The organism is Cellulomonas fimi ATCC 484 (genome assembly GCF_000212695.1).
In the GTDB taxonomy this organism is placed as follows: domain Bacteria; phylum Actinomycetota; class Actinomycetes; order Actinomycetales; family Cellulomonadaceae; genus Cellulomonas; species Cellulomonas fimi.
Genome location: NC_015514.1, coordinates 2,173,653 through 2,192,016, shown reverse-complemented (window position 1 = coordinate 2,192,016; position 18,364 = coordinate 2,173,653). Strand labels below are relative to the sequence as shown.

The following is an 18,364-nucleotide window of genomic DNA, read 5'->3' as shown; positions in this document are numbered from 1 at the left end:
CCGGCGGCGCGCGGGCCCCGCGTTAGGATCGAGGCTCGACAGGCCGTCCTTTAAGACCCGTCCCGTGAGGCGGGGAAGGAGTCCGCATGAGTACAGGCACGCCCGTCGACGGCAGCCCCGAGCACGCGAACGTCGTGCTCGGCGCCCCCGAGATCGCCCGGGCCCTCACCCGCATCGCGCACGAGATCCTCGAGCGCAACAAGGGCGGCGACGACGTCGTCCTGCTCGGCATCCCGACCCGAGGGCTGCCCCTCGCCCGCCGCCTCGCCGCGCGCCTCGCCGACGTCGAACCGGGGCTCGACCCCGCGGCGCTCGCGGGCAGCCTCGACGTGACGATGTACCGCGACGACCTCGCGCACCAGCCCACCCGCACGATCGGCGCGACCGACATCCCGGGCGACGGGCTCGACGGCCGCGTCGTCGTGCTCGTCGACGACGTCCTGTACTCGGGCCGCACCATCCGCGCCGCGCTCGACGCGATCAGCGACCTCGGCCGCCCGCGTGCGGTGCAGCTCGCCGCGCTCGTCGACCGGGGGCACCGCGAGCTGCCGATCCGCGCCGACTACGTCGGCAAGAACCTCCCGACGGCCACGACCGAGCGGGTGCGCGTGCTGCTGGCGGAGACCGACGGGCGCGACGCCGTCCTCATCGAGGGAGGCACCCGATGAGGCACCTGCTGTCCGCGGCGGACCTCGACGTCCGCGACGCGGTGCGCATCCTCGACACCGCCGGCCAGATGGCCGCGACGCAGGCGCGCGAGATCAAGAAGCTGCCGACGCTGCGCGGCCGCACGGTCGTCAACCTGTTCTTCGAGGACTCGACGCGCACGCGCATCTCCTTCGAGACGGCGGCGAAGCGGCTGTCCGCCGACGTCATCAACTTCTCGGCCAAGGGGTCGAGCGTCTCCAAGGGCGAGTCGCTCAAGGACACGGCCCTGACGCTGCAGGCGATGGGCGCGGACGCGGTCGTCATCCGGCACCAGGCGTCGGGGGCCCCGCACACGCTCGCGCACGCGGGCTGGACGTCCGGTGCGGTCGTCAACGCGGGCGACGGCACGCACCAGCACCCGACGCAGGCGCTGCTCGACGCCTACACCCTGCGCCGGCACCTCGTCGGCGACGGCGGCCGCGGCGACGTCACCGGTCAGGACCTCGCGGGTCTGCGCGTCGCGATCGTGGGCGACGTGCTGCACAGCCGCGTGGCGCGGTCCAACGTGCAGCTGCTGCACACGCTCGGCGCGCACGTCACGCTCGTCGCGCCGCCCACGCTCGTCCCGGTGGGCGTCGAGGCCTGGCCCGCGCGGGTCTCGTACCACCTGGACGAGGTCCTCGCGGACGACAAGCCCGACGCCGTGATGATGCTGCGCGTCCAGCGCGAGCGGATGTCGAGCGCGGGCGGCGGGTTCTTCCCGAGCCCGCTGGAGTACACCCGCGGCTACGGCCTGGACGCGCGCCGCATCGCCGCACTCCCGGAGCACGCCGTCGTGCTCCACCCGGGCCCCATGAACCGCGGCCTGGAGATCTCCGCCGACGCCGCCGACTCGCCGCGAGCGGTCATCGTCGAGCAGGTGGCCAACGGGGTCGCCGTGCGCATGGCCGTGCTGTACCTCCTGCTCGCGGGCGAGTCGTCGCCCGCCCCGACGACGAAGGTGGACGCGTGAACCCCCGGTACCTGCTGACGTCCGTCGCCCCGCTGGGCGCGGACCCCGTCGACGTGCTGCTCGCGGACGGTGTGATCGCCGCGATCGGCCCCGACGCCCGCGCGCAGGCCGGGGACGCGACCGAGATCCACGGCGCGGGCCTCGTGCTGCTGCCCGGCCTCGTCGACCTGCACACGCACCTGCGCGAGCCGGGCCGCGAGGACGCCGAGACGATCCGCACCGGCACGCGCGCGGCCGCGCTCGGCGGGTTCACCGCGGTCCACGCCATGGCGAACACGTCCCCGACGCAGGACACCGCCGGTGTCGTCGAGCAGGTCTGGCGGCTCGGGCGCGAGGCCGGCTGGGTGGACGTGCACCCGGTGGGGGCGGTCACCGTCGGGCTCGCGGGGTTGCAGCTCGCCGAGCTCGGGGCCATGGCCCAGTCGCAGGCCGAGGTCCGGGTGTTCTCCGACGACGGGAAGTGCGTGCACGACCCGGTGCTCATGCGCCGCGCGCTCGAGTACGTCAAGGCGTTCGACGGCGTCGTCGCGCAGCACGCGCAGGAGCCGCGGCTCACCGAGAACGCGCAGATGCACGAGGGGGTCGTCTCCGCCGAGCTGGGCCTCGCCGGGTGGCCCGCGGTCGCGGAGGAGGCGATCATCGCCCGCGACGTGCTGCTCGCCGAGCACGTCGGCTCGCGCCTGCACGTGTGCCACCTGTCGACCGCCGGCTCCGTCGAGATCGTGCGCTGGGCCAAGTCCCGCGGCATCGACGTCACCGCCGAGGTCACCCCGCACCACCTGCTGCTCACCGACGACCTCGCGCGGGGCTACGACCCGGTGTTCAAGGTCAACCCGCCGCTGCGGACCGAGGCCGACGTCGAGGCGGTCCGCGCGGGGCTCGCCGACGGCACGATCGACATCGTCGCGACCGACCACGCGCCGCACACGCGCGAGGACAAGGACTGCGAGTGGGCCGCCGCCGCGTTCGGCATGACCGGGCTCGAGACCGCGCTGTCCGTCGTGCAGCAGACGATGGTCGACACCGGCCGGCTCACCTGGGCCGACGTCGCCCGCGTGCTGTCGACCACGCCCGCGCGCATCGGCCGCGTCACCGACCACGGGCGGCCGATCGCCGTGGGGGAGCCCGCCAACCTCGTCCTCGTCGACCCCGCCGCACGCCGCACCGTCGACCCCGCGGCCCAGGCCACCAAGAGCGTCAACTCGCCGTACCGCGGGCGCGAGCTGCCCGGGTGCGTCGTCGCGACCTTCCTGCGGGGACGCGCCACGGTCCTCGACGGGACCCCGTGCGACGAGGACGCCCGCTGATGCGCCCGTGGGTGTCCGTCGTCGTCCTCGTCCTCGTCGCCGTCCTCGCCCTGTGGGGCATGCGCGCCGGCTGGCTCGGCCGACGACGACGCACCGAGGGGCTCGTGCCGCAGCTGCCCGTCGCCCCCGACGACCTCGGGCCCGCACGGTTCGGACCCGTCGAGGCCGTGTACGTCTCCACGACGCGCGCGGGCGACTGGCTGGACCGCGTCGCCGCGCACGACCTCGGCGTCCGCAGCCCGGCCCAGGTGTCCGTGCACGACGCGGGCGTGCTCGTCTCGCGCACAGGCGCGACCGACGTGTTCGTGCCCGCCCCGACCCTGCGCGGCGCCGGCACCGCCCCCGGCATCGCCGGCAAGGTCGTCGGCAAGGACGGGCTCGTCGTGCTCACCTGGCAGCCGCACCCCGACGACCCGCGCGGCCTCGACACCGGCCTGCGCACGCGGCACGCCGCCGACCGGCCCCTGCTGGTCGCCGCTGCCGCGGCCCTCGTCGACGCACCCGTCGACACCACCGACCACGCGCCCGGCGCCACCGGGCCGGACGTGACCCCCGGCACCGCCGGGCAGGAGGAGAAGCCATGACCGACGCAGTGCTCGTCCTCGAGGACGGCCGCACGTTCCCCGGGCAGGCGTACGGCGCGACCGGCCGCACGCTCGGCGAGATCGTCTTCAACACCGGCATGACCGGCTACCAGGAGACGCTGACCGACCCCTCGTACCACCGCCAGGTCGTCGTCATGACGGCGCCCCACATCGGCAACACCGGCGTCAACGACGAGGACCCCGAGTCGAGCCGCATCTGGGTCGCCGGCTACGTCGTGCGCGACCCCGCACGCCGCTCCTCCAGCTGGCGTGCCCGCCGCACCCTCGACGACGAGCTCGTCGCCCAGGGGATCGTCGGCATCAGCGGCGTCGACACCCGCGCCCTCACCCGCCACCTGCGCGAACGCGGCGTCATGCGCGCCGGCATCTTCTCCGGCGACGCGCTGCACGGCACCGACGACGAGCGCCGCCACGGCGACGACCTGCTCGCCGAGGTCCTCGCCGCCCCCGCCATGGCCGGCGCCGACCTCGCCGGCGAGGTGTCCACCGACGAGGCCTACGTCGTCGAGGCCCTCGGTCCCGACGGCACGCCGCTCGACGCACCCGTCGCGACCGTCGCCGCCGTCGACCTCGGCATCAAGGCCATGACGCCGCAGCGCCTCGCCGAGCGCGGCGTGCGCGTCCACGTCCTGCCCGCCACCGCGACCATCGACGACGTCCTCGCGACCTCGCCCGACGGCGTGTTCTTCTCCAACGGCCCCGGCGACCCGTCCGCCGCGACCCACGAGGTCGAGCTCCTGCGCGACGTCCTCGACCGCCAGATCCCGTTCTTCGGCATCTGCTACGGCAACCAGCTGCTCGGCCGCGCGCTCGGATACGGCACCTACAAGCTCGGCTACGGCCACCGCGGCGTGAACCAGCCCGTCGTCGACCGCGCCACCGGCAAGGTCGAGATCACCGCCCACAACCACGGGTTCGCCGTCGACGCACCCCTCGACGGCGAGTCCGTCGCCCCCCACGACGGAGGCCGCTACGGGCGCGTCGTCGTCAGCCACGTCGACCTCAACGACGACGTGGTCGAGGGCCTGCGCGCGCTCGACCTGCCCGCGTTCTCCGTCCAGTACCACCCGGAGGCGGCCGCCGGTCCCCACGACGCCGCCTACCTGTTCGACCGCTTCGTCGCGCTCATGACCGGCGCCGACGACCCCACCACGAAGGGTGCCGCCTGATGCCCCGCCGCACCGACATCTCCAGCGTCCTCGTCATCGGGTCCGGCCCGATCGTCATCGGCCAGGCCTGCGAGTTCGACTACTCCGGCACGCAGGCCTGCCGCGTGCTCAAGGAGGAGGGCCTGCGCGTCGTCCTCGTGAACTCCAACCCGGCCACGATCATGACCGACCCGGAGTTCGCCGACGCCACCTACGTCGAGCCCATCACGACCGAGGTCCTCACCAGCATCATCGCCAAGGAGCGCCCCGACGCGATCCTGCCCACCCTCGGCGGCCAGACCGCCCTCAACGCCGCGATCGCCCTCGACGCCGCCGGGGTCCTCGAGGAGTACGGCGTCGAGCTCATCGGCGCGAACATCCCCGCGATCCAGAAGGGCGAGGACCGCGAGCAGTTCAAGCAGGTCGTCGAGGTCTGCGGCGGCGAGTCCGCGCGCTCCGCGATCGTGCACACGATCGACGACGCGCTCGCGGCCGTGCAGGACCTCGGCTACCCGGTCGTGGTCCGCCCGTCGTTCACGATGGGCGGCCTCGGGTCGGGGATCGCGTACGACGAGGACGACCTGCGCCGCATCGTCGGCCAGGGCCTGCACTACTCGCCGACCACCGAGGTGCTCCTGGAGGAGTCGATCCTCGGCTGGAAGGAGTACGAGCTCGAGCTCATGCGCGACAAGCACGACAACGTCGTGGTCGTCTGCTCGATCGAGAACGTCGACCCGGTCGGCGTGCACACGGGCGACTCCGTGACGGTCGCGCCCGCGCTCACGCTCACGGACCGCGAGTACCAGAAGCTGCGCGACATCGGCATCGCGGTCATCCGCGAGGTCGGCGTCGACACCGGCGGCTGCAACATCCAGTTCGCGGTCGAGCCGACGACGGGTCGCGTCGTCGTCATCGAGATGAACCCGCGCGTGTCGCGCTCGTCGGCGCTCGCGTCGAAGGCGACGGGCTTCCCGATCGCGAAGATCGCCGCCAAGCTCGCCGTCGGGTACACGCTCGACGAGATCCCGAACGACATCACCGGCTCCACGCCGGCGTCGTTCGAGCCGACGCTCGACTACGTGGTCGTCAAGGTGCCGCGGTTCGCGTTCGAGAAGTTCCCCGCGGCGGACCCGACGCTCACGACGACCATGAAGTCCGTGGGCGAGGCCATGGCGCTCGGCCGCAACTTCACCGAGGCGCTCGGCAAGGCCATGCGGTCGATCGACAAGAAGGGCTCGGTCTTCCACTGGGAGGGGCAGCCGGCGACGGGGGAGACGCTCGACGCCCTGCTGGGGTCCATCGGCCGGCCCACCGAGGGGCGGCTCGTCGACGTGCAGCAGGTCCTGCGCGCGGGCGTGGACGTCGACGAGGTGTACGCGCGCACCGGCATCGACCCGTGGTTCCTCGACCAGGTGCAGCTCGTCAACGAGGTCGCCGCCGCGACCGCGGCCGCCCCGGCCCTCACGCGCGAGGTGCTCGCGCACGCCAAGCGGCACGGCCTGTCCGACGTGCAGGTCGCGCAGCTGCGCGGCACGACCGAGGACGCCGTGCGCGGCGCCCGGCACGCGGTCGGCCTGCGCCCGGTGTTCAAGACGGTCGACACGTGCGCCGCCGAGTTCGCCGCCCTCACGCCGTACCACTACTCGTCCTACGACGAGGAGACCGAGGTCCGGCCGCGCGAGCGTCCCGCGATCCTCATCCTCGGCTCGGGGCCGAACCGCATCGGGCAGGGCATCGAGTTCGACTACTCGTGCGTGCACGCCGCGCTGGCGCTCAAGGGCGAGTTCGAGACCGTCATGGTCAACTGCAACCCGGAGACCGTCTCGACGGACTACGACACGTCCGACCGCCTGTACTTCGAGCCGCTGACGTTCGAGGACGTCCTCGAGGTCTACCAGGCCGAGCTCGCTGCCGGGCCCGTCGCGGGCCTCATCGTCACGCTCGGCGGCCAGACGCCCCTGTCGCTCGCGCAGCGCCTCGCCGACGCGGGTCTGCCGATCCTCGGCACCCCGCCGCAGGCGATCGACGCGGCCGAGGACCGCGGGGAGTTCGGCAAGGTGCTCGAGGCGGCCGGCCTGCCCGCGCCCGCGTTCGGCACCGCGACGACGCTCGCCGGGGCCAAGGACACGGCGCGCCGCATCGGCTTCCCGGTGCTCGTGCGCCCGTCGTACGTGCTCGGCGGACGCGGCATGGAGATCGTCTACGACGAGCACCAGCTCACCGAGTACGTGCAGCGCGCGCTCGAGGGCGCGACGGAGGGCGGCCGGGCGTACAGCTCGGGCACGCTGCCGCCGCTGCTCATCGACCGCTTCCTCGACGACGCGATCGAGATCGACGTCGACGCCCTGTTCGACGGCCACGAGCTGTTCCTGGGCGGCGTCATGGAGCACATCGAGGAGGCCGGGATCCACTCGGGCGACTCGGCGTGCGCCCTGCCGCCCGTCACGCTGTCGACCGCCGAGCTCGACCGCATCCGCCTGTCGACCGAGGCGATCGCCCGCGGGGTGGGCGTGCGCGGCCTGCTCAACATCCAGTTCGCGCTCGTGTCCGACGTGCTCTACGTGCTCGAGGCGAACCCCCGCGCGTCGCGGACCGTGCCGTTCGTCTCCAAGGCGACGGGCGTCTCGCTCGCGAAGGCCGCCGCGCTCGTCATGGCGGGCCGCTCGATCGCGGACCTGCGCGCCGCGGGCCTGCTGCCCGAGGAGGACGCGAGCGTGCTCGACCTCGACTCGCCCGTCGCGGTCAAGGAGGCCGTGCTGCCGTTCAAGCGGTTCCGCACCGCGCGCGGCGTCGTGGTCGACACCGTCCTGGGGCCGGAGATGCGCTCCACGGGCGAGGTCATGGGCTTCGACGTGGACTTCCCGACGGCGTTCGCGAAGTCGCAGGAGGCGGCGTTCGGCGGCCTGCCGTCGGGCGGCCGCGCGTTCATCTCCGTCGCGGACCGGGACAAGCGCTCGATCGTCTTCCCGGTCAAGCGCCTCGCCGAGCTGGGCTTCGAGATCCTCGCGACCGAGGGCACCGCGGCGGTGCTGCACCGCTCCGGCATCCGCTCGACCGTGGTGCGCAAGTACTCCGCGGGCCGCGGCGCCGACGGGGAGCCGACGATCGTCGACCTCATCACGGCGGGCGAGGTCGACATGGTCGTGAACACGCCCTCGGGCCAGGGCGCGCGCGCCGACGGCTACGAGATCCGCGCCGCGACGATCGCCGCCGACAAGGCGATCGTCACCACGGTGCAGCAGCTCGGCGCCGCGGTGCAGGCCATCGAGGCCGCGCAGGCGGGACCGTTCACGGTCACGAGCCTGCAGGAGCACGACGCGGCCGCCGCCGGCCGTCGCGCGGCGCGTGCGGCGGTGCCGGCGTGACGGGCGACGCGCTGCCCGGCGGCGTGGGCGGTCGCGTGCCGTTCGGCGCCCGCCTGGCCGCCGCGGCGGCCGACCACGGCCCGCTGTGCGTGGGCGTCGACCCGCACCCCGGCCTGCTGCTCGAGTGGGGCCTGACCGACGACGCCGTGGGCCTGCGGACGTTCGCGCGGATCGTGCTCGACGCGGTCGGCGGGCGGGTGGCCGCCGTGAAGCCGCAGTCCGCGCTGTTCGAGCGGCACGGCTCGGCGGGCGTCGCGGTGCTCGAGGAGGTCGTCGCCGCCGGCCGAGAGACGGGCACGCTCGTGGTCGTCGACGCCAAGCGTGGCGACATCGGCTCGACCATGGCGGGCTACGCCGACGCGTACCTGCGCGACGGCTCGCCGCTCGCGGGCGACGCGCTCACGGTGTCGCCGTACCTCGGCTTCGGCTCGCTCGACCCGGCCGTCGACCAGGCGCTCGCGACCGGTCGCGGGCTGTTCGTCCTGTGCCTGACGTCCAACAAGGAGGGCCACGAGGTCCAGCACGCCCGCACCGACGACGGCGTGACCGTCGCCGCGGCGGTCGCCGCGCGGGCCGCCGCGCTCAACGCGGGGGAGGACCCGATGGGCTCGGTCGGCCTGGTCGTGGGCGCGACCGTGGGCGACGCGGCCGAGCGCGCCGGGGTCGACCTCGTGCACGTCAACGGCCCGCTGCTCGCCCCCGGCGTGGGCGCGCAGGGTGCGGGCCCACGCGAGCTGACGCGCGTCTTCGGCAGCGCCCGCGCGCAGGTGCTGGCGTCGTCGTCGCGCGGCGTCCTGGCGGCCGGTCCGGACGTCGCGTCCCTGCGCGCGGCCGCGCGACGGGCTGCCGACGAGGCGGCCGCGGCGCTGTCCTGACGCCACCTCCCGAGGGCGGGCGCGGCGTGCACGCGTCGCCGCGCCCGTCCTCGGGCCGTCGCGTGCTCGTCGGCGCGGCCCCGGCAGGGCCCGCGGGCCCTGCCCGTGCGTCGTCGGGGCGCGTGGTGGGAGCGCGTGGTCGGCACGCGTCGTCGCAGGTGGCTCCGGCGCGTCCGCGTTGCCGACCTGGTGTGGCCTCGCTAGTTTCATATCCACGGTCCTTGCGCACCCGACGAGGAACCGACGGCCCACTGACGAGAAGGTGACGCGCGTGGCTCTTCCTCCGCTGACTCCCGAACAACGAGCCGCAGCGCTCCAGAAGGCCGCCGCAGCCCGGCAGGCCCGTGCCGAGGTGAAGAACCGCCTCAAGTACTCCCAGGGGACCCTCTCGGAGGTCATCGCGCAGGGCCAGAAGGACGAGACCATCGGCAAGCTCAAGGTCCTCGCCCTCCTGGAGTCCCTGCCCGGTGTGGGGAAGGTCAAGGCTCGTGCGATCATCTCCGAGATCGGCATCTCGGAGACGCGGCGCGTCCGCGGTCTGGGACCCCACCAGGTGAAGGCGCTCGTCGACCGCTTCGGGTGACGGACGGGTCGTCACCGCGGCACGAGGAGCACCGCACCACCCATGACGACGACGCCCGCCCGGCTGACCGTTCTCGCCGGACCCACCGCCGTCGGCAAGGGCACGGTCTCCGCCGACGTCCGCACGCGCTACCCCCGGGTCTGGCTCTCGGTGTCCGCGACGACGCGGCCCCCGCGGCCGGGTGAGGTCGAGGGGGTGCACTACCACTTCGTCAGCGCCGACGAGTTCGACCGGATGGTCGAGGACGGCGACCTGCTGGAGTGGGCGGTCGTCCACGGCGTCCACCGCTACGGGACCCCGCGGGAGCCGGTCGAGCGCCGGCTCGCCGCGGGGGAGCCCGCACTCCTCGAGATCGACCTGCAGGGCGCCCGGCAGGTGCGCAGCACCATGCCGGACGCGCGCTTCGTGTTCCTCGCCCCACCGTCGTTCGCGGAGCTCGAGCGGCGGCTGGTGGGGCGGGGCACGGAGAGCGCGGAGGAGCGTGAGCGCCGGCTCGCGACCGCGCGCGTGGAGCTCGCCGCGGAGTCCGAGTTCGACCACGTGATCGTCAACGACGACGTGCACCGTGCGACCGACGAGCTGGTCCGGGTGATGGGGATCGCCGACCGGGTAGGATGACCGCAGGCTCGTCCTCCATCCCCCTCACACGTCACGGGAGACCATCGTGTCCGGAACCGTCGCCGCCCCCACGGGCATCACCGACCCGCCGATCGACCAGCTCCTCGAGCGCGCCGACTCCAAGTACGCCCTCGTGCTGTACTCGGCGCAGCGCGCCCGTCAGATCAACGCCTACTACTCGCAGCTCAACGAGGGCCTGCTCGAGTACGTCGGCCCGCTCGTCGACACGCGTCCGCAGGAGAAGCCGCTGTCGATCGCGATGCGGGAGATCGACGCCGGCCTGCTGACGTCCGAGGCCACGGAGGGCTGAGGCCCGCCCCCATGCGGATCGTCCTGGGTGTCGCGGGCGGCATCGCCGCCTACAAGGCGGTGCTGCTGCTGCGGCTCCTGCGTGAGGCGGGGCACGACGTGCGCGTCGTGCCGACCGCCGCCGCGCTGCAGTTCGTCGGCGCAGCGACCTGGGAGGCCCTGTCCGGGCAGCCGGTCACGACCGACGTGTTCGAGGACGTCGACCAGGTCGCGCACGTCGCGGTCGGCAAGCAGGCCGAGCTGGTCGTCGTCGCCCCCGCCACCGCGGACCTGCTCGCGCGTGCAGCGACGGGTCGCGCGGACGACCTGCTGACCGCGACCCTGCTCGTGGCGCGCTGCCCGGTGCTCATGGCGCCGGCCATGCACACCGAGATGTGGGAGCACCCCGCGACCGTCGCGAACGTCGAGACGCTGCGGCGCCGGGGCGTGCACGTGCTCGACCCCGCGAGCGGACGTCTGACGGGCGCCGACACGGGCCCGGGCCGGCTCCCCGAGCCCGAGGAGATCGCCGCCGCCGCGTTCGCCCTCGCCGGGCCGCGCGACCTGGCCGGGCGGCACGTCGTCGTGTCGGCCGGAGGCACCCGCGAGCCGCTCGACCCCGTGCGCTTCCTCGGCAACCGCAGCTCCGGGCGTCAGGGCGTGGCGCTGGCCCGCGTCGCGGCCGCGCGTGGGGCGCGCGTGACGCTCGTGGCCGCCAACCTGGCGGTGCCGCCGCCCGCGGGCGTCGACGTCGTCCCGGTGGAGACCGCGGCGCAGCTGCGCGACGCCGTGCGCGCCGCGGCGAAGGACGCGGACGTCGTCGTGATGGCGGCCGCCGTCGCGGACTACCGCCCCGCGTCCGTGCAGGGCGCCAAGATCAAGAAGCGCGCCGACCGGTCGGCCCCGGCGATCGAGCTCGTCGAGAACGTCGACGTGCTCGCGGAGCTCGCCGGGGAACGGCTGCGCGAGGGGCAGCTCGTCGTGGGGTTCGCCGCCGAGACCGGCGACGACGACGGCTCGGTGCTCGAGCACGGCCGCGCGAAGGCGCTCCGCAAGGGCGCCGACCTGCTGGTCGTGAACGCCGTCGGCGAGGGCCGCGGGTTCGGCACGGACGTCAACGAGGTCGTCGTCCTCGACGGGGCCGGGCAGGTCGTCGCGACCGCCGGGGGCACCAAGGACGACGTCGCCGGCACCGTCTGGGACGCGGTCCGCGACCGCTGGTGAACGCCCGTCCGGGTCGTCGGCGCAGGCCGTTAGGCTGTGCCGCATGACTGACGCTCCCGTGCGGCTCTTCACGTCCGAATCGGTGACGGAGGGCCACCCGGACAAGATCTGCGACCAGATCTCCGACGCGATCCTCGACGCGATCCTCGACCAGGACCCGGCGGCCCGCGTCGCCGTGGAGACGATGGTCACGACGGGTCTCGTGCACGTGGCGGGCGAGGTCACCACCAGCGCGTACGTCGAGATCCCGCAGGTCGTGCGCGAGGTCGTGCAGGGCATCGGCTACACGTCCTCCCACATCGGCTTCGACGGCGAGTCGTGCGGCGTGTCGGTGTCGATCGGCCAGCAGTCGCCGGACATCGCACAGGGCGTCGACAAGGCGCTCGAGGTCCGCGAGGACTCCTCGGACATGGACCCGCTCGACCTGCAGGGCGCGGGCGACCAGGGCCTGATGTTCGGCTACGCGACGGATGAGACGCCGAGCCTGCTGCCGCTGCCGATCTGGGCGGCGCACCGGCTGGCCGAGCGCCTGACCGAGGTCCGCAAGGCCGGGATCGTGCCGGGCCTGCGCCCGGACGGCAAGACGCAGGTGACGATCGGCTACGAGGGGGACCGTGCGGTCTCGCTCGACACCGTGGTCCTGTCGACCCAGCACGACCCGGACCTGAACCTCGAGAACGACCTCCGGCCCGCGATCGCCGAGCACGTCGTCGCGCCCGTGCTCGCCTCGCTCGAGCTGGACACCGCCGACCACCGCCTGCTCGTGAACCCGACGGGCACGTTCGTCGTGGGCGGCCCGAAGGGCGACGCCGGCCTCACCGGGCGCAAGATCATCGTCGACACCTACGGCGGGTTCGCCCGGCACGGCGGCGGCGCCTTCTCGGGCAAGGACCCGTCGAAGGTCGACCGGTCCGCCGCGTACGCGATGCGGTGGGTCGCCAAGAACGTCGTCGCCGCCGGGCTGGCGCGCCGGTGCGAGGTGCAGGTCGCGTACGCGATCGGCAAGGCGCACCCCGTCGGCCTGTACGTCGAGACGTTCGGCACGGGCACCGTCGCGGACGAGCGGCTGACGCAGGCGATCCGGGAGGTGTTCGACCTGCGCCCGGCCGCGATCATCCGGGACCTCGACCTGCTGCGGCCGATCTACCGCCGGACCGCCGCGTACGGGCACTTCGGGCGTGAGCTGCCCGAGTTCACCTGGGAGCGCACGGACCGCGCGGCCGACCTGCTGTCGGCCGTCGGCTGACCCACCGGTCGTGGCCCGCCCCCGCGGCAGGCGTGTGACGGGCGGCACGGCGTGACGTCGGGCGAGCAGCTCGTGCTCGACGGCGTCCCCGGCCCACGTCGGCGCGCCCGCCCCCGGCTCGGCGCCGCCGCGCTGGAGCCGGCCGAGCACCTGCCCGTCGCGCGCGTGCTGGTGGACGTGTCGCCCGCCCACCTCGACCGGCCGTTCGAGTACCTCGTCCCCGCCCGGGCGGACGACGCGGCCGCGCCCGGTGTGCGCGTCAAGGTGCGGTTCGGCGGCCAGGACGTCGACGGGTACCTCCTCGAGCGTGCGGAGCAGGCCGAGCACGTCGGACAGCTCGCGCCGCTGCGCCGCGTCGTCTCGCCCGAGCCGGTGCTCACGCCGGACGTGCTCACGCTCGCCCGGGCGGTCGCCGACCGGTGGGCCGGGACGCTGTCCGACGTGCTGCGCCTGGCGGTGCCGGCCCGGCACGCCCGCACCGAGGCGGAGCGGTTCGCGGGCCGGGGCGACGGCGAGGCCGTCGGGCCTCCCGCGGCGGGAGCGCCCGCGTGGGCGCCGTACCGCGGCGGGCCCGCGTTCGTGCAGCACGTCCTGGCGGGCGGCGCGCCGCGCGCCGTGTGGACGGCCCTGCCCGGGGCGCCGGGGGAGCGGTGGGACGACGCGGTCGCCCAGGCCGTCGCGGCGTGCGTGCTCGGCGGACGCGGTGCGCTCGTCGTCGTGCCGGACGCGCGGGACGTCGCGCGCGTCCTGGACGCCCTCGCGCGCGCCGGGGTGCCCGCGTGGTCGCCCGAGCGGGCGGGCGGGGCGGTCCGGCTCGCGGCGGACGACGGGCCGGCCGCCCGCTACCGGGCGTTCCTGGCCGCCCTGCGGGGCTCGGCGGACGTGGTCGTCGGCACGCGCGCGTCCGCGTTCGCGCCCGTGCACGACCTGGGGCTCGTCGTGTGCTGGGACGACGGCGACGCGCTGCACGCCGAGCCGCGGGCGCCGTACCCGCACGTGCGGGAGGTCCTCGCGCTGCGGTCGGACCTCGCCGGGTGCGCGCTGCTGGTCGGCGGCCACGGGCGCACGGTCGAGGCGCAGGCGCTCGTCGAGTCCGGCTGGGCGAAGGAGGTCGCCGCGGACCGTGCCACGACGCGCGCGCGCACGCCGCGGGTGCGCGCCCTGACCTCCGTCGAGCTCGCGCGCGAGGGCCCGGCCGCCGCGGCGCGGCTGCCCTCCCCGGCGTGGCGGACGCTGCGCGACCGGCTCGCGGACGGCCCCGTGCTCGTGCAGGTGCCGCGCGCGGGGTACGTGCCCGTCGTCGCGTGCGGGCGGTGCCGTGCCGACGCGCGGTGCGGCACGTGCCACGGGCCGCTCGGGATCACCGGCCAGGACGGCGTGCCGACGTGCGGCTGGTGCGGGCGGCTCGCGACCGGGTGGCGCTGCGGCGAGTGCGGCGGCACGGCCCTGCGGTCGGTGCGCGTCGGGTCCGAACGCACCGCCGAGGAGCTCGGCCGGGCGTTCCCGGGAGTCCCGGTCCGGGTGTCCGGCGCGCGCGCGTCGGGCGGCGTGCTCGCGTCCGTGCCGGACGTCCCCGCCGTCGTCGTGGCGACGCCCGGCGCGGAGCCGGTGGCGCCGTCCGGGTACGCCGCCGCGCTGCTGCTCGACGCCGCCGTCGGGGCGTCCGGCGCGGGCCTCGGGGCGACCGTCGGCGTGCTGCGCCGGTGGCTCACCGCCGCCGCGCTCGTGCGGCCGGCCGACGACGGCGGGCAGGTCCTGCTCGTCGGCGACGCCCCGGAGCGCCCCACGCAGGCCCTCGTCCGCTGGGACCCCGCGGGGCTCGCGGCGCGCGAGTCGGCGGAGCGGGCCGAGCTGGGCCTGCCGCCCGCGGTCCGCGTCGCGGCCGTGACCGGGCCGCGCGACGCCGTCGAGGCCCTGCTCGCGCGTGTCGACGTCGAGGGGGCGGAGGTGCTGGGGCCCGTGCCCGTGCCGACGGCGCCCGCACCGGGCGAGCTCGCGGTCCTCGAGCCCGACGTGCGCGCCCTCGTCCGCGTCCCGCGCGCCCGCGGTGCCGCGCTCGCGCGGGCCGTCGCCGCGTCGCTGGCCGTGCGCAGCGCGCGCCGCGAGGGCGGCTCGCTGCGGGTCCAGGTCGACCCGGCGGACCTCACGTGAGCGCCGTCGCGGGGCGTGCGGTCGTCCTCGACCTCGGCAACGTGCTGGTGCGCTGGGACCCCTACCGCGCGTACGAGGGTCGGATGCCCCGCGACGCGGTCGACCGGTTCTTCGCCGACGTCGACTTCGCGACGTTCAACCACGCGCAGGACGCGGGACGCAGCTGGGCGGACGCGCGGGCGGTCCTCGCGCGCTCGCACCCCCAGCACGTCGGCGCGCTCGACCTGTACGTCCGGCACTTCGCCGACACGCTCACGGGGCCGGTGCCGGGCAGCGCCGAGCTCGTCGAGGACCTGCGCGCCGCCGGGGTCCGGCTGCTCGGCCTGACCAACTGGTCCGCGGAGACGTTCCACCACGCGCAGCCTGCGGCCCCGGCGATCGGCCTGCTGGAGGACGTGCTCGTCTCCGGGGACGTCGGCCTCGCCAAGCCCGACCCCGCCGTGTTCCGGCTCCTAGCCGCCCGGTACGCCCTCGACCCGGCCCGCACGGTGTTCGTCGACGACTCGCCCGTCAACGTCGACGGGGCCCGCTCGGTGGGTTTCGACGGCGTGGTGTTCACCGACGCGACCACGCTGCGCGCCGACCTCACCGCCCGGGGCCTGCTGCCACCCGCGGCAGGGACGGGACCCTCCGCCACCTAGGATCGGGTCCATGCGACTGCTCTTCGCCGGAACCCCTGCGGCCGCGGTGCCGTCGCTCGAGGCGCTCCTCGCCTCCCGTCACGAGGTCGTCGCGGTCCTCACGCGTCCCGACGCCCGTGCGGGCCGCGGCCGGACCCTCGCGCCCAGCCCCGTCAAGGCGCGCGCGCTCGAGGCCGGCATCGAGGTGCTCACGCCGGCGCGCCCGCGTGGCGAGGAGTTCGTCGCCCGGCTCGCCGAGCTCGACGTCGACGCCGCGCCCGTCGTCGCGTACGGCGCGCTCCTGCCCGCGGAGGTCCTCGACGTCCCCCGGCACGGCTGGGTCAACCTGCACTTCTCGGTCCTGCCCGCGTGGCGCGGCGCCGCACCCGTGCAGCACGCGCTCATCGCCGGCGACGAGGTCACCGGCGCGACCACCTTCCGCATCGAGCAGGGTCTCGACACCGGCCCCGTCCTCGGCACGCTGACCGAGACGGTCCGCCCCCGCGACACCGCGGGCGACCTGCTCACGCGGCTGGCCACGTCCGGTGCCGGACTGCTCGTCGCGACGCTCGACGCCCTCGAGGACGGGGAGCTGGTCGCCGTCCCGCAGCCCGCCGACGGCGTGAGCCACGCCCCGAAGATCGAGGCGGAGGACGCGCGCGTGCGCTGGTCGCACCCCGTGCACGCCGTCGACCGGCGCATCCGGGGCTGCACGCCCGCACCCGGCGCCTGGACCACGCTGCCGGACGGCGCGCGCCTCGGCCTCGGCCCCGTGCTGCCCCGACCCGACGTCACCGAGCTGGCGCCCGGCGAGCTGCGTGCCGGCCGGCGCGAGGTCCTCGTCGGCGCGGGCGGTGGTGCCGTCCAGCTCGGCGACGTCACCCCGCCCGGGAAGCGCGCCATGCCCGCCGCGGACTGGGCGCGTGGCGCACGACCCGCCGACGGCACCGTCCTGGGCGGCGCCGCGTGACCCCGCCGTCGGACGGCGACCGCGCGCACCGGGGCGAGCGGCCGGGACGCGACGGCCGGTCAGGCCGGGACGACGCCGGCGGCCGGGACGCCCGCGGACGACAGCGCGGCGCCGCACGCCGCGAGGGCCGGGGCACCCGGACCTCCGCGGCCCCCGCCCAGCGGCGCCGATCGGGCGACGCCGCGCGCCGCGCCGCGTTCGACACGCTGCGGGCCGTCGCCGAGGGCGACGCCTACGCCAACCTCGTGCTGCCGCCGATGCTGCGCGAGCGCGGCGTGCAGGGCCGGGACGCCGCCTTCGCGACCGAGCTCGCCTACGGCACCCTGCGGCTGCGGGGCCGGTACGACGCCGTCGTCGAGCTCGCCGCGGCCCGACCCGTGGACCGGATCGACGCACCCGTCCTCGACCTCCTGCGGCTCGGGACGCACCAGCTCCTCGGCATGCGCGTCCCGGCGCACGCCGCGGTGTCCGAGACCGTCGGTCTCGCGCGCGAGGTCACGGGCGCCGGACCCGCGCAGTTCGTCAACGCGGTGCTGCGTGCCGTGTCGCGCGAGCCGTGGCCGCGCTGGGAGGAGCGCATCGGCGACGCCGCCGACCCGGACGGCGACGACCCCGTCGCGCGCCTCGCCGTGGTCGGCAGCCACCCCGCGTGGGTCGTGCGTGCGCTGCGCGAGTCGCTCGTCGGCAACGGCCGCGCCGCGGACGAGATCACGGGCCTGCTGGAGGCCGACAACACCGCACCCCTCGTGACCCTCGTCGCACGGCCCGGGCTCGCGACGACGGCCGAGCTCTCGCCCGCGGCGAGCTCGGCCGGGGGCGGCGTCCCCGACGGTCCTGCGCCGACCGGGGCGGCGGGCACGACGGCCGGCACGACGGGCACGACGGCGGGCGCCACGCCCGGCGCCCCCGAGGGCCGCCCGGCGGCCACGCCCGGCGCGACGGCGAGAGGGACCCTGTCGCCGACCGCTCTCGTGCTCCCGGGCGGCGACCCCGCGGCGCTCCCCGCGGTCCGTGAGGCGCGCGCCGGCGTGCAGGACGACGGCAGCCAGCTCGTGGCGCTCGCGCTCGCGGCGGCGCCGCTGGACGGTCCGGACGACCGGTGGCTCGACCTGTGCGCCGGCCCCGGCGGGAAGGCGGCGCTGCTCGGTGCGCTGGCCGCGCAGCGGGGGGCCCGGCTCGTCGCGAACGAGGTGCAGCCGCACCGGGCCCGGCTCGTGCAGCAGTCGCTCCGCGCGGTCCCGCGCGAGGCGGTCGAGGACGTGCGGACGGGCGACGGTCGCGACGTGGACCAGCAGGAGCCCGGCGCGTTCGACCGCGTCATGGTCGACGCGCCCTGCACGGGGCTGGGGGCGCTGCGGCGGCGGCCCGAGTCGCGCTGGCGGCGCACGCCCGCCGACCTCGCGCCGCTCACGGCCCTGCAGCGCGAGCTGCTCGCGTCGGCGTTGCACGCGGTGCGCGTGGGCGGCGTCGTCGCGTACGTGACGTGCTCGCCGCACCTGGCCGAGACGCGCCTGGTCGTGCAGGACGTGCTCCGCGCCGTCGGGCGCGCCGGGCTCACGGTCGAGAGGCTGGACACGCCCGCCGTCGTGCGCGCGGTCGCCACGCGTGACGTCGAGCTGCCCGACCGGGACGACGTGCAGCTGTGGCCGCACGTGCACGGCACCGACGCGATGCACCTGACGCTCCTGCGCCGCACCGCCTGAC

16 protein-coding genes are annotated in these 18,364 nt (G+C 75.8%); all 16 read left to right on the top strand.

Translation table 11 applies throughout. From position 1 onward, the window contains the following. The first annotated feature begins 86 nt into the window (after positions 1 to 86). The gene (gene pyrR, locus CELF_RS10015; protein WP_013771138.1) at positions 87 to 668 is read left to right on the top strand and encodes a bifunctional pyr operon transcriptional regulator/uracil phosphoribosyltransferase PyrR; all 582 of its coding nucleotides are present in this window, start codon (positions 87 to 89) and stop codon (positions 666 to 668) included. After that, complete coding sequence (locus tag CELF_RS10010) at positions 665 to 1,660, top strand: aspartate carbamoyltransferase catalytic subunit (protein ID WP_013771137.1); 996 nt, start codon at positions 665 to 667, stop codon at positions 1,658 to 1,660. Before pyrR ends, CELF_RS10010 begins: the two co-directional genes overlap by 4 nt. Next, entirely contained in the window at positions 1,657 to 2,967 is a 1,311-nt protein-coding gene (locus tag CELF_RS10005; protein WP_013771136.1) for a dihydroorotase, read from the top strand. The genes CELF_RS10010 and CELF_RS10005 overlap by 4 nt, the downstream gene beginning before the upstream one ends. Then, complete coding sequence (locus CELF_RS10000) at positions 2,967 to 3,551, top strand: PH-like domain-containing protein (RefSeq protein WP_013771135.1); 585 nt, start codon at positions 2,967 to 2,969, stop codon at positions 3,549 to 3,551. Before CELF_RS10005 ends, CELF_RS10000 begins: the two co-directional genes overlap by 1 nt. Then, entirely contained in the window at positions 3,548 to 4,741 is a 1,194-nt protein-coding gene (gene carA, locus CELF_RS09995; RefSeq protein ID WP_013771134.1) for a glutamine-hydrolyzing carbamoyl-phosphate synthase small subunit, read from the top strand. The genes CELF_RS10000 and carA overlap by 4 nt, the downstream gene beginning before the upstream one ends. Next, positions 4,741 to 8,085 (top strand): carbamoyl-phosphate synthase large subunit, encoded by a 3,345-nt coding sequence (carB, locus tag CELF_RS09990; RefSeq protein WP_013771133.1) that lies wholly within the window; start codon positions 4,741 to 4,743, stop codon positions 8,083 to 8,085. The genes carA and carB overlap by 1 nt, the downstream gene beginning before the upstream one ends. Further along, positions 8,082 to 8,960, top strand: coding sequence for an orotidine-5'-phosphate decarboxylase (pyrF, locus tag CELF_RS09985; RefSeq protein WP_013771132.1), 879 nt, complete (start codon positions 8,082 to 8,084; stop codon positions 8,958 to 8,960). The genes carB and pyrF overlap by 4 nt, the downstream gene beginning before the upstream one ends. A gap of 271 nt (positions 8,961 to 9,231) precedes the next feature. Next, complete coding sequence (gene mihF, locus CELF_RS09980) at positions 9,232 to 9,543, top strand: integration host factor, actinobacterial type (protein WP_013771131.1); 312 nt, start codon at positions 9,232 to 9,234, stop codon at positions 9,541 to 9,543. A 42-nt stretch (positions 9,544 to 9,585) separates the two neighbouring features. Then, a complete protein-coding gene (gmk, locus tag CELF_RS09975; RefSeq protein ID WP_013771130.1) occupies positions 9,586 to 10,161 on the top strand; it encodes a guanylate kinase in 576 nt (191 codons plus the stop codon). A 46-nt stretch (positions 10,162 to 10,207) separates the two neighbouring features. Beyond that, positions 10,208 to 10,471 carry a DNA-directed RNA polymerase subunit omega gene (gene rpoZ, locus CELF_RS09970; RefSeq protein ID WP_013771129.1) on the top strand — a complete coding sequence of 88 codons (264 nt, stop codon included), beginning with the start codon at positions 10,208 to 10,210 and terminating at the stop codon, positions 10,469 to 10,471. 11 nt (positions 10,472 to 10,482) lie between these two features. Beyond that, positions 10,483 to 11,673: a bifunctional phosphopantothenoylcysteine decarboxylase/phosphopantothenate--cysteine ligase CoaBC gene (gene coaBC, locus CELF_RS09965; protein ID WP_013771128.1), complete on the top strand. Its 1,191-nt coding sequence runs from the start codon at positions 10,483 to 10,485 to the stop codon at positions 11,671 to 11,673. Between the two features lie 43 nt (positions 11,674 to 11,716). After that, a complete protein-coding gene (metK, locus tag CELF_RS09960) occupies positions 11,717 to 12,919 on the top strand; it encodes a methionine adenosyltransferase (protein WP_013771127.1) in 1,203 nt (400 codons plus the stop codon). Positions 12,920 to 12,970: 51 nt separating this feature from the next. Then, entirely contained in the window at positions 12,971 to 15,070 is a 2,100-nt protein-coding gene (locus CELF_RS09955) for a primosomal protein N' family DNA-binding protein (protein WP_013771126.1), read from the top strand. Beyond that, on the top strand, positions 15,067 to 15,711 hold the full coding sequence (locus CELF_RS09950) for an HAD family hydrolase (protein ID WP_013771125.1): 645 nt from the start codon (positions 15,067 to 15,069) through the stop codon (positions 15,709 to 15,711). The genes CELF_RS09955 and CELF_RS09950 overlap by 4 nt, the downstream gene beginning before the upstream one ends. A gap of 10 nt (positions 15,712 to 15,721) precedes the next feature. Then, positions 15,722 to 16,660, top strand: a complete 939-nt coding sequence (gene fmt / locus CELF_RS09945) for a methionyl-tRNA formyltransferase (protein WP_013771124.1) — start codon at positions 15,722 to 15,724, stop codon at positions 16,658 to 16,660. After that, a complete protein-coding gene (locus CELF_RS09940; protein ID WP_013771123.1) occupies positions 16,657 to 18,363 on the top strand; it encodes an RsmB/NOP family class I SAM-dependent RNA methyltransferase in 1,707 nt (568 codons plus the stop codon). Before fmt ends, CELF_RS09940 begins: the two co-directional genes overlap by 4 nt. Position 18,364: the final 1 nt, after the last annotated feature.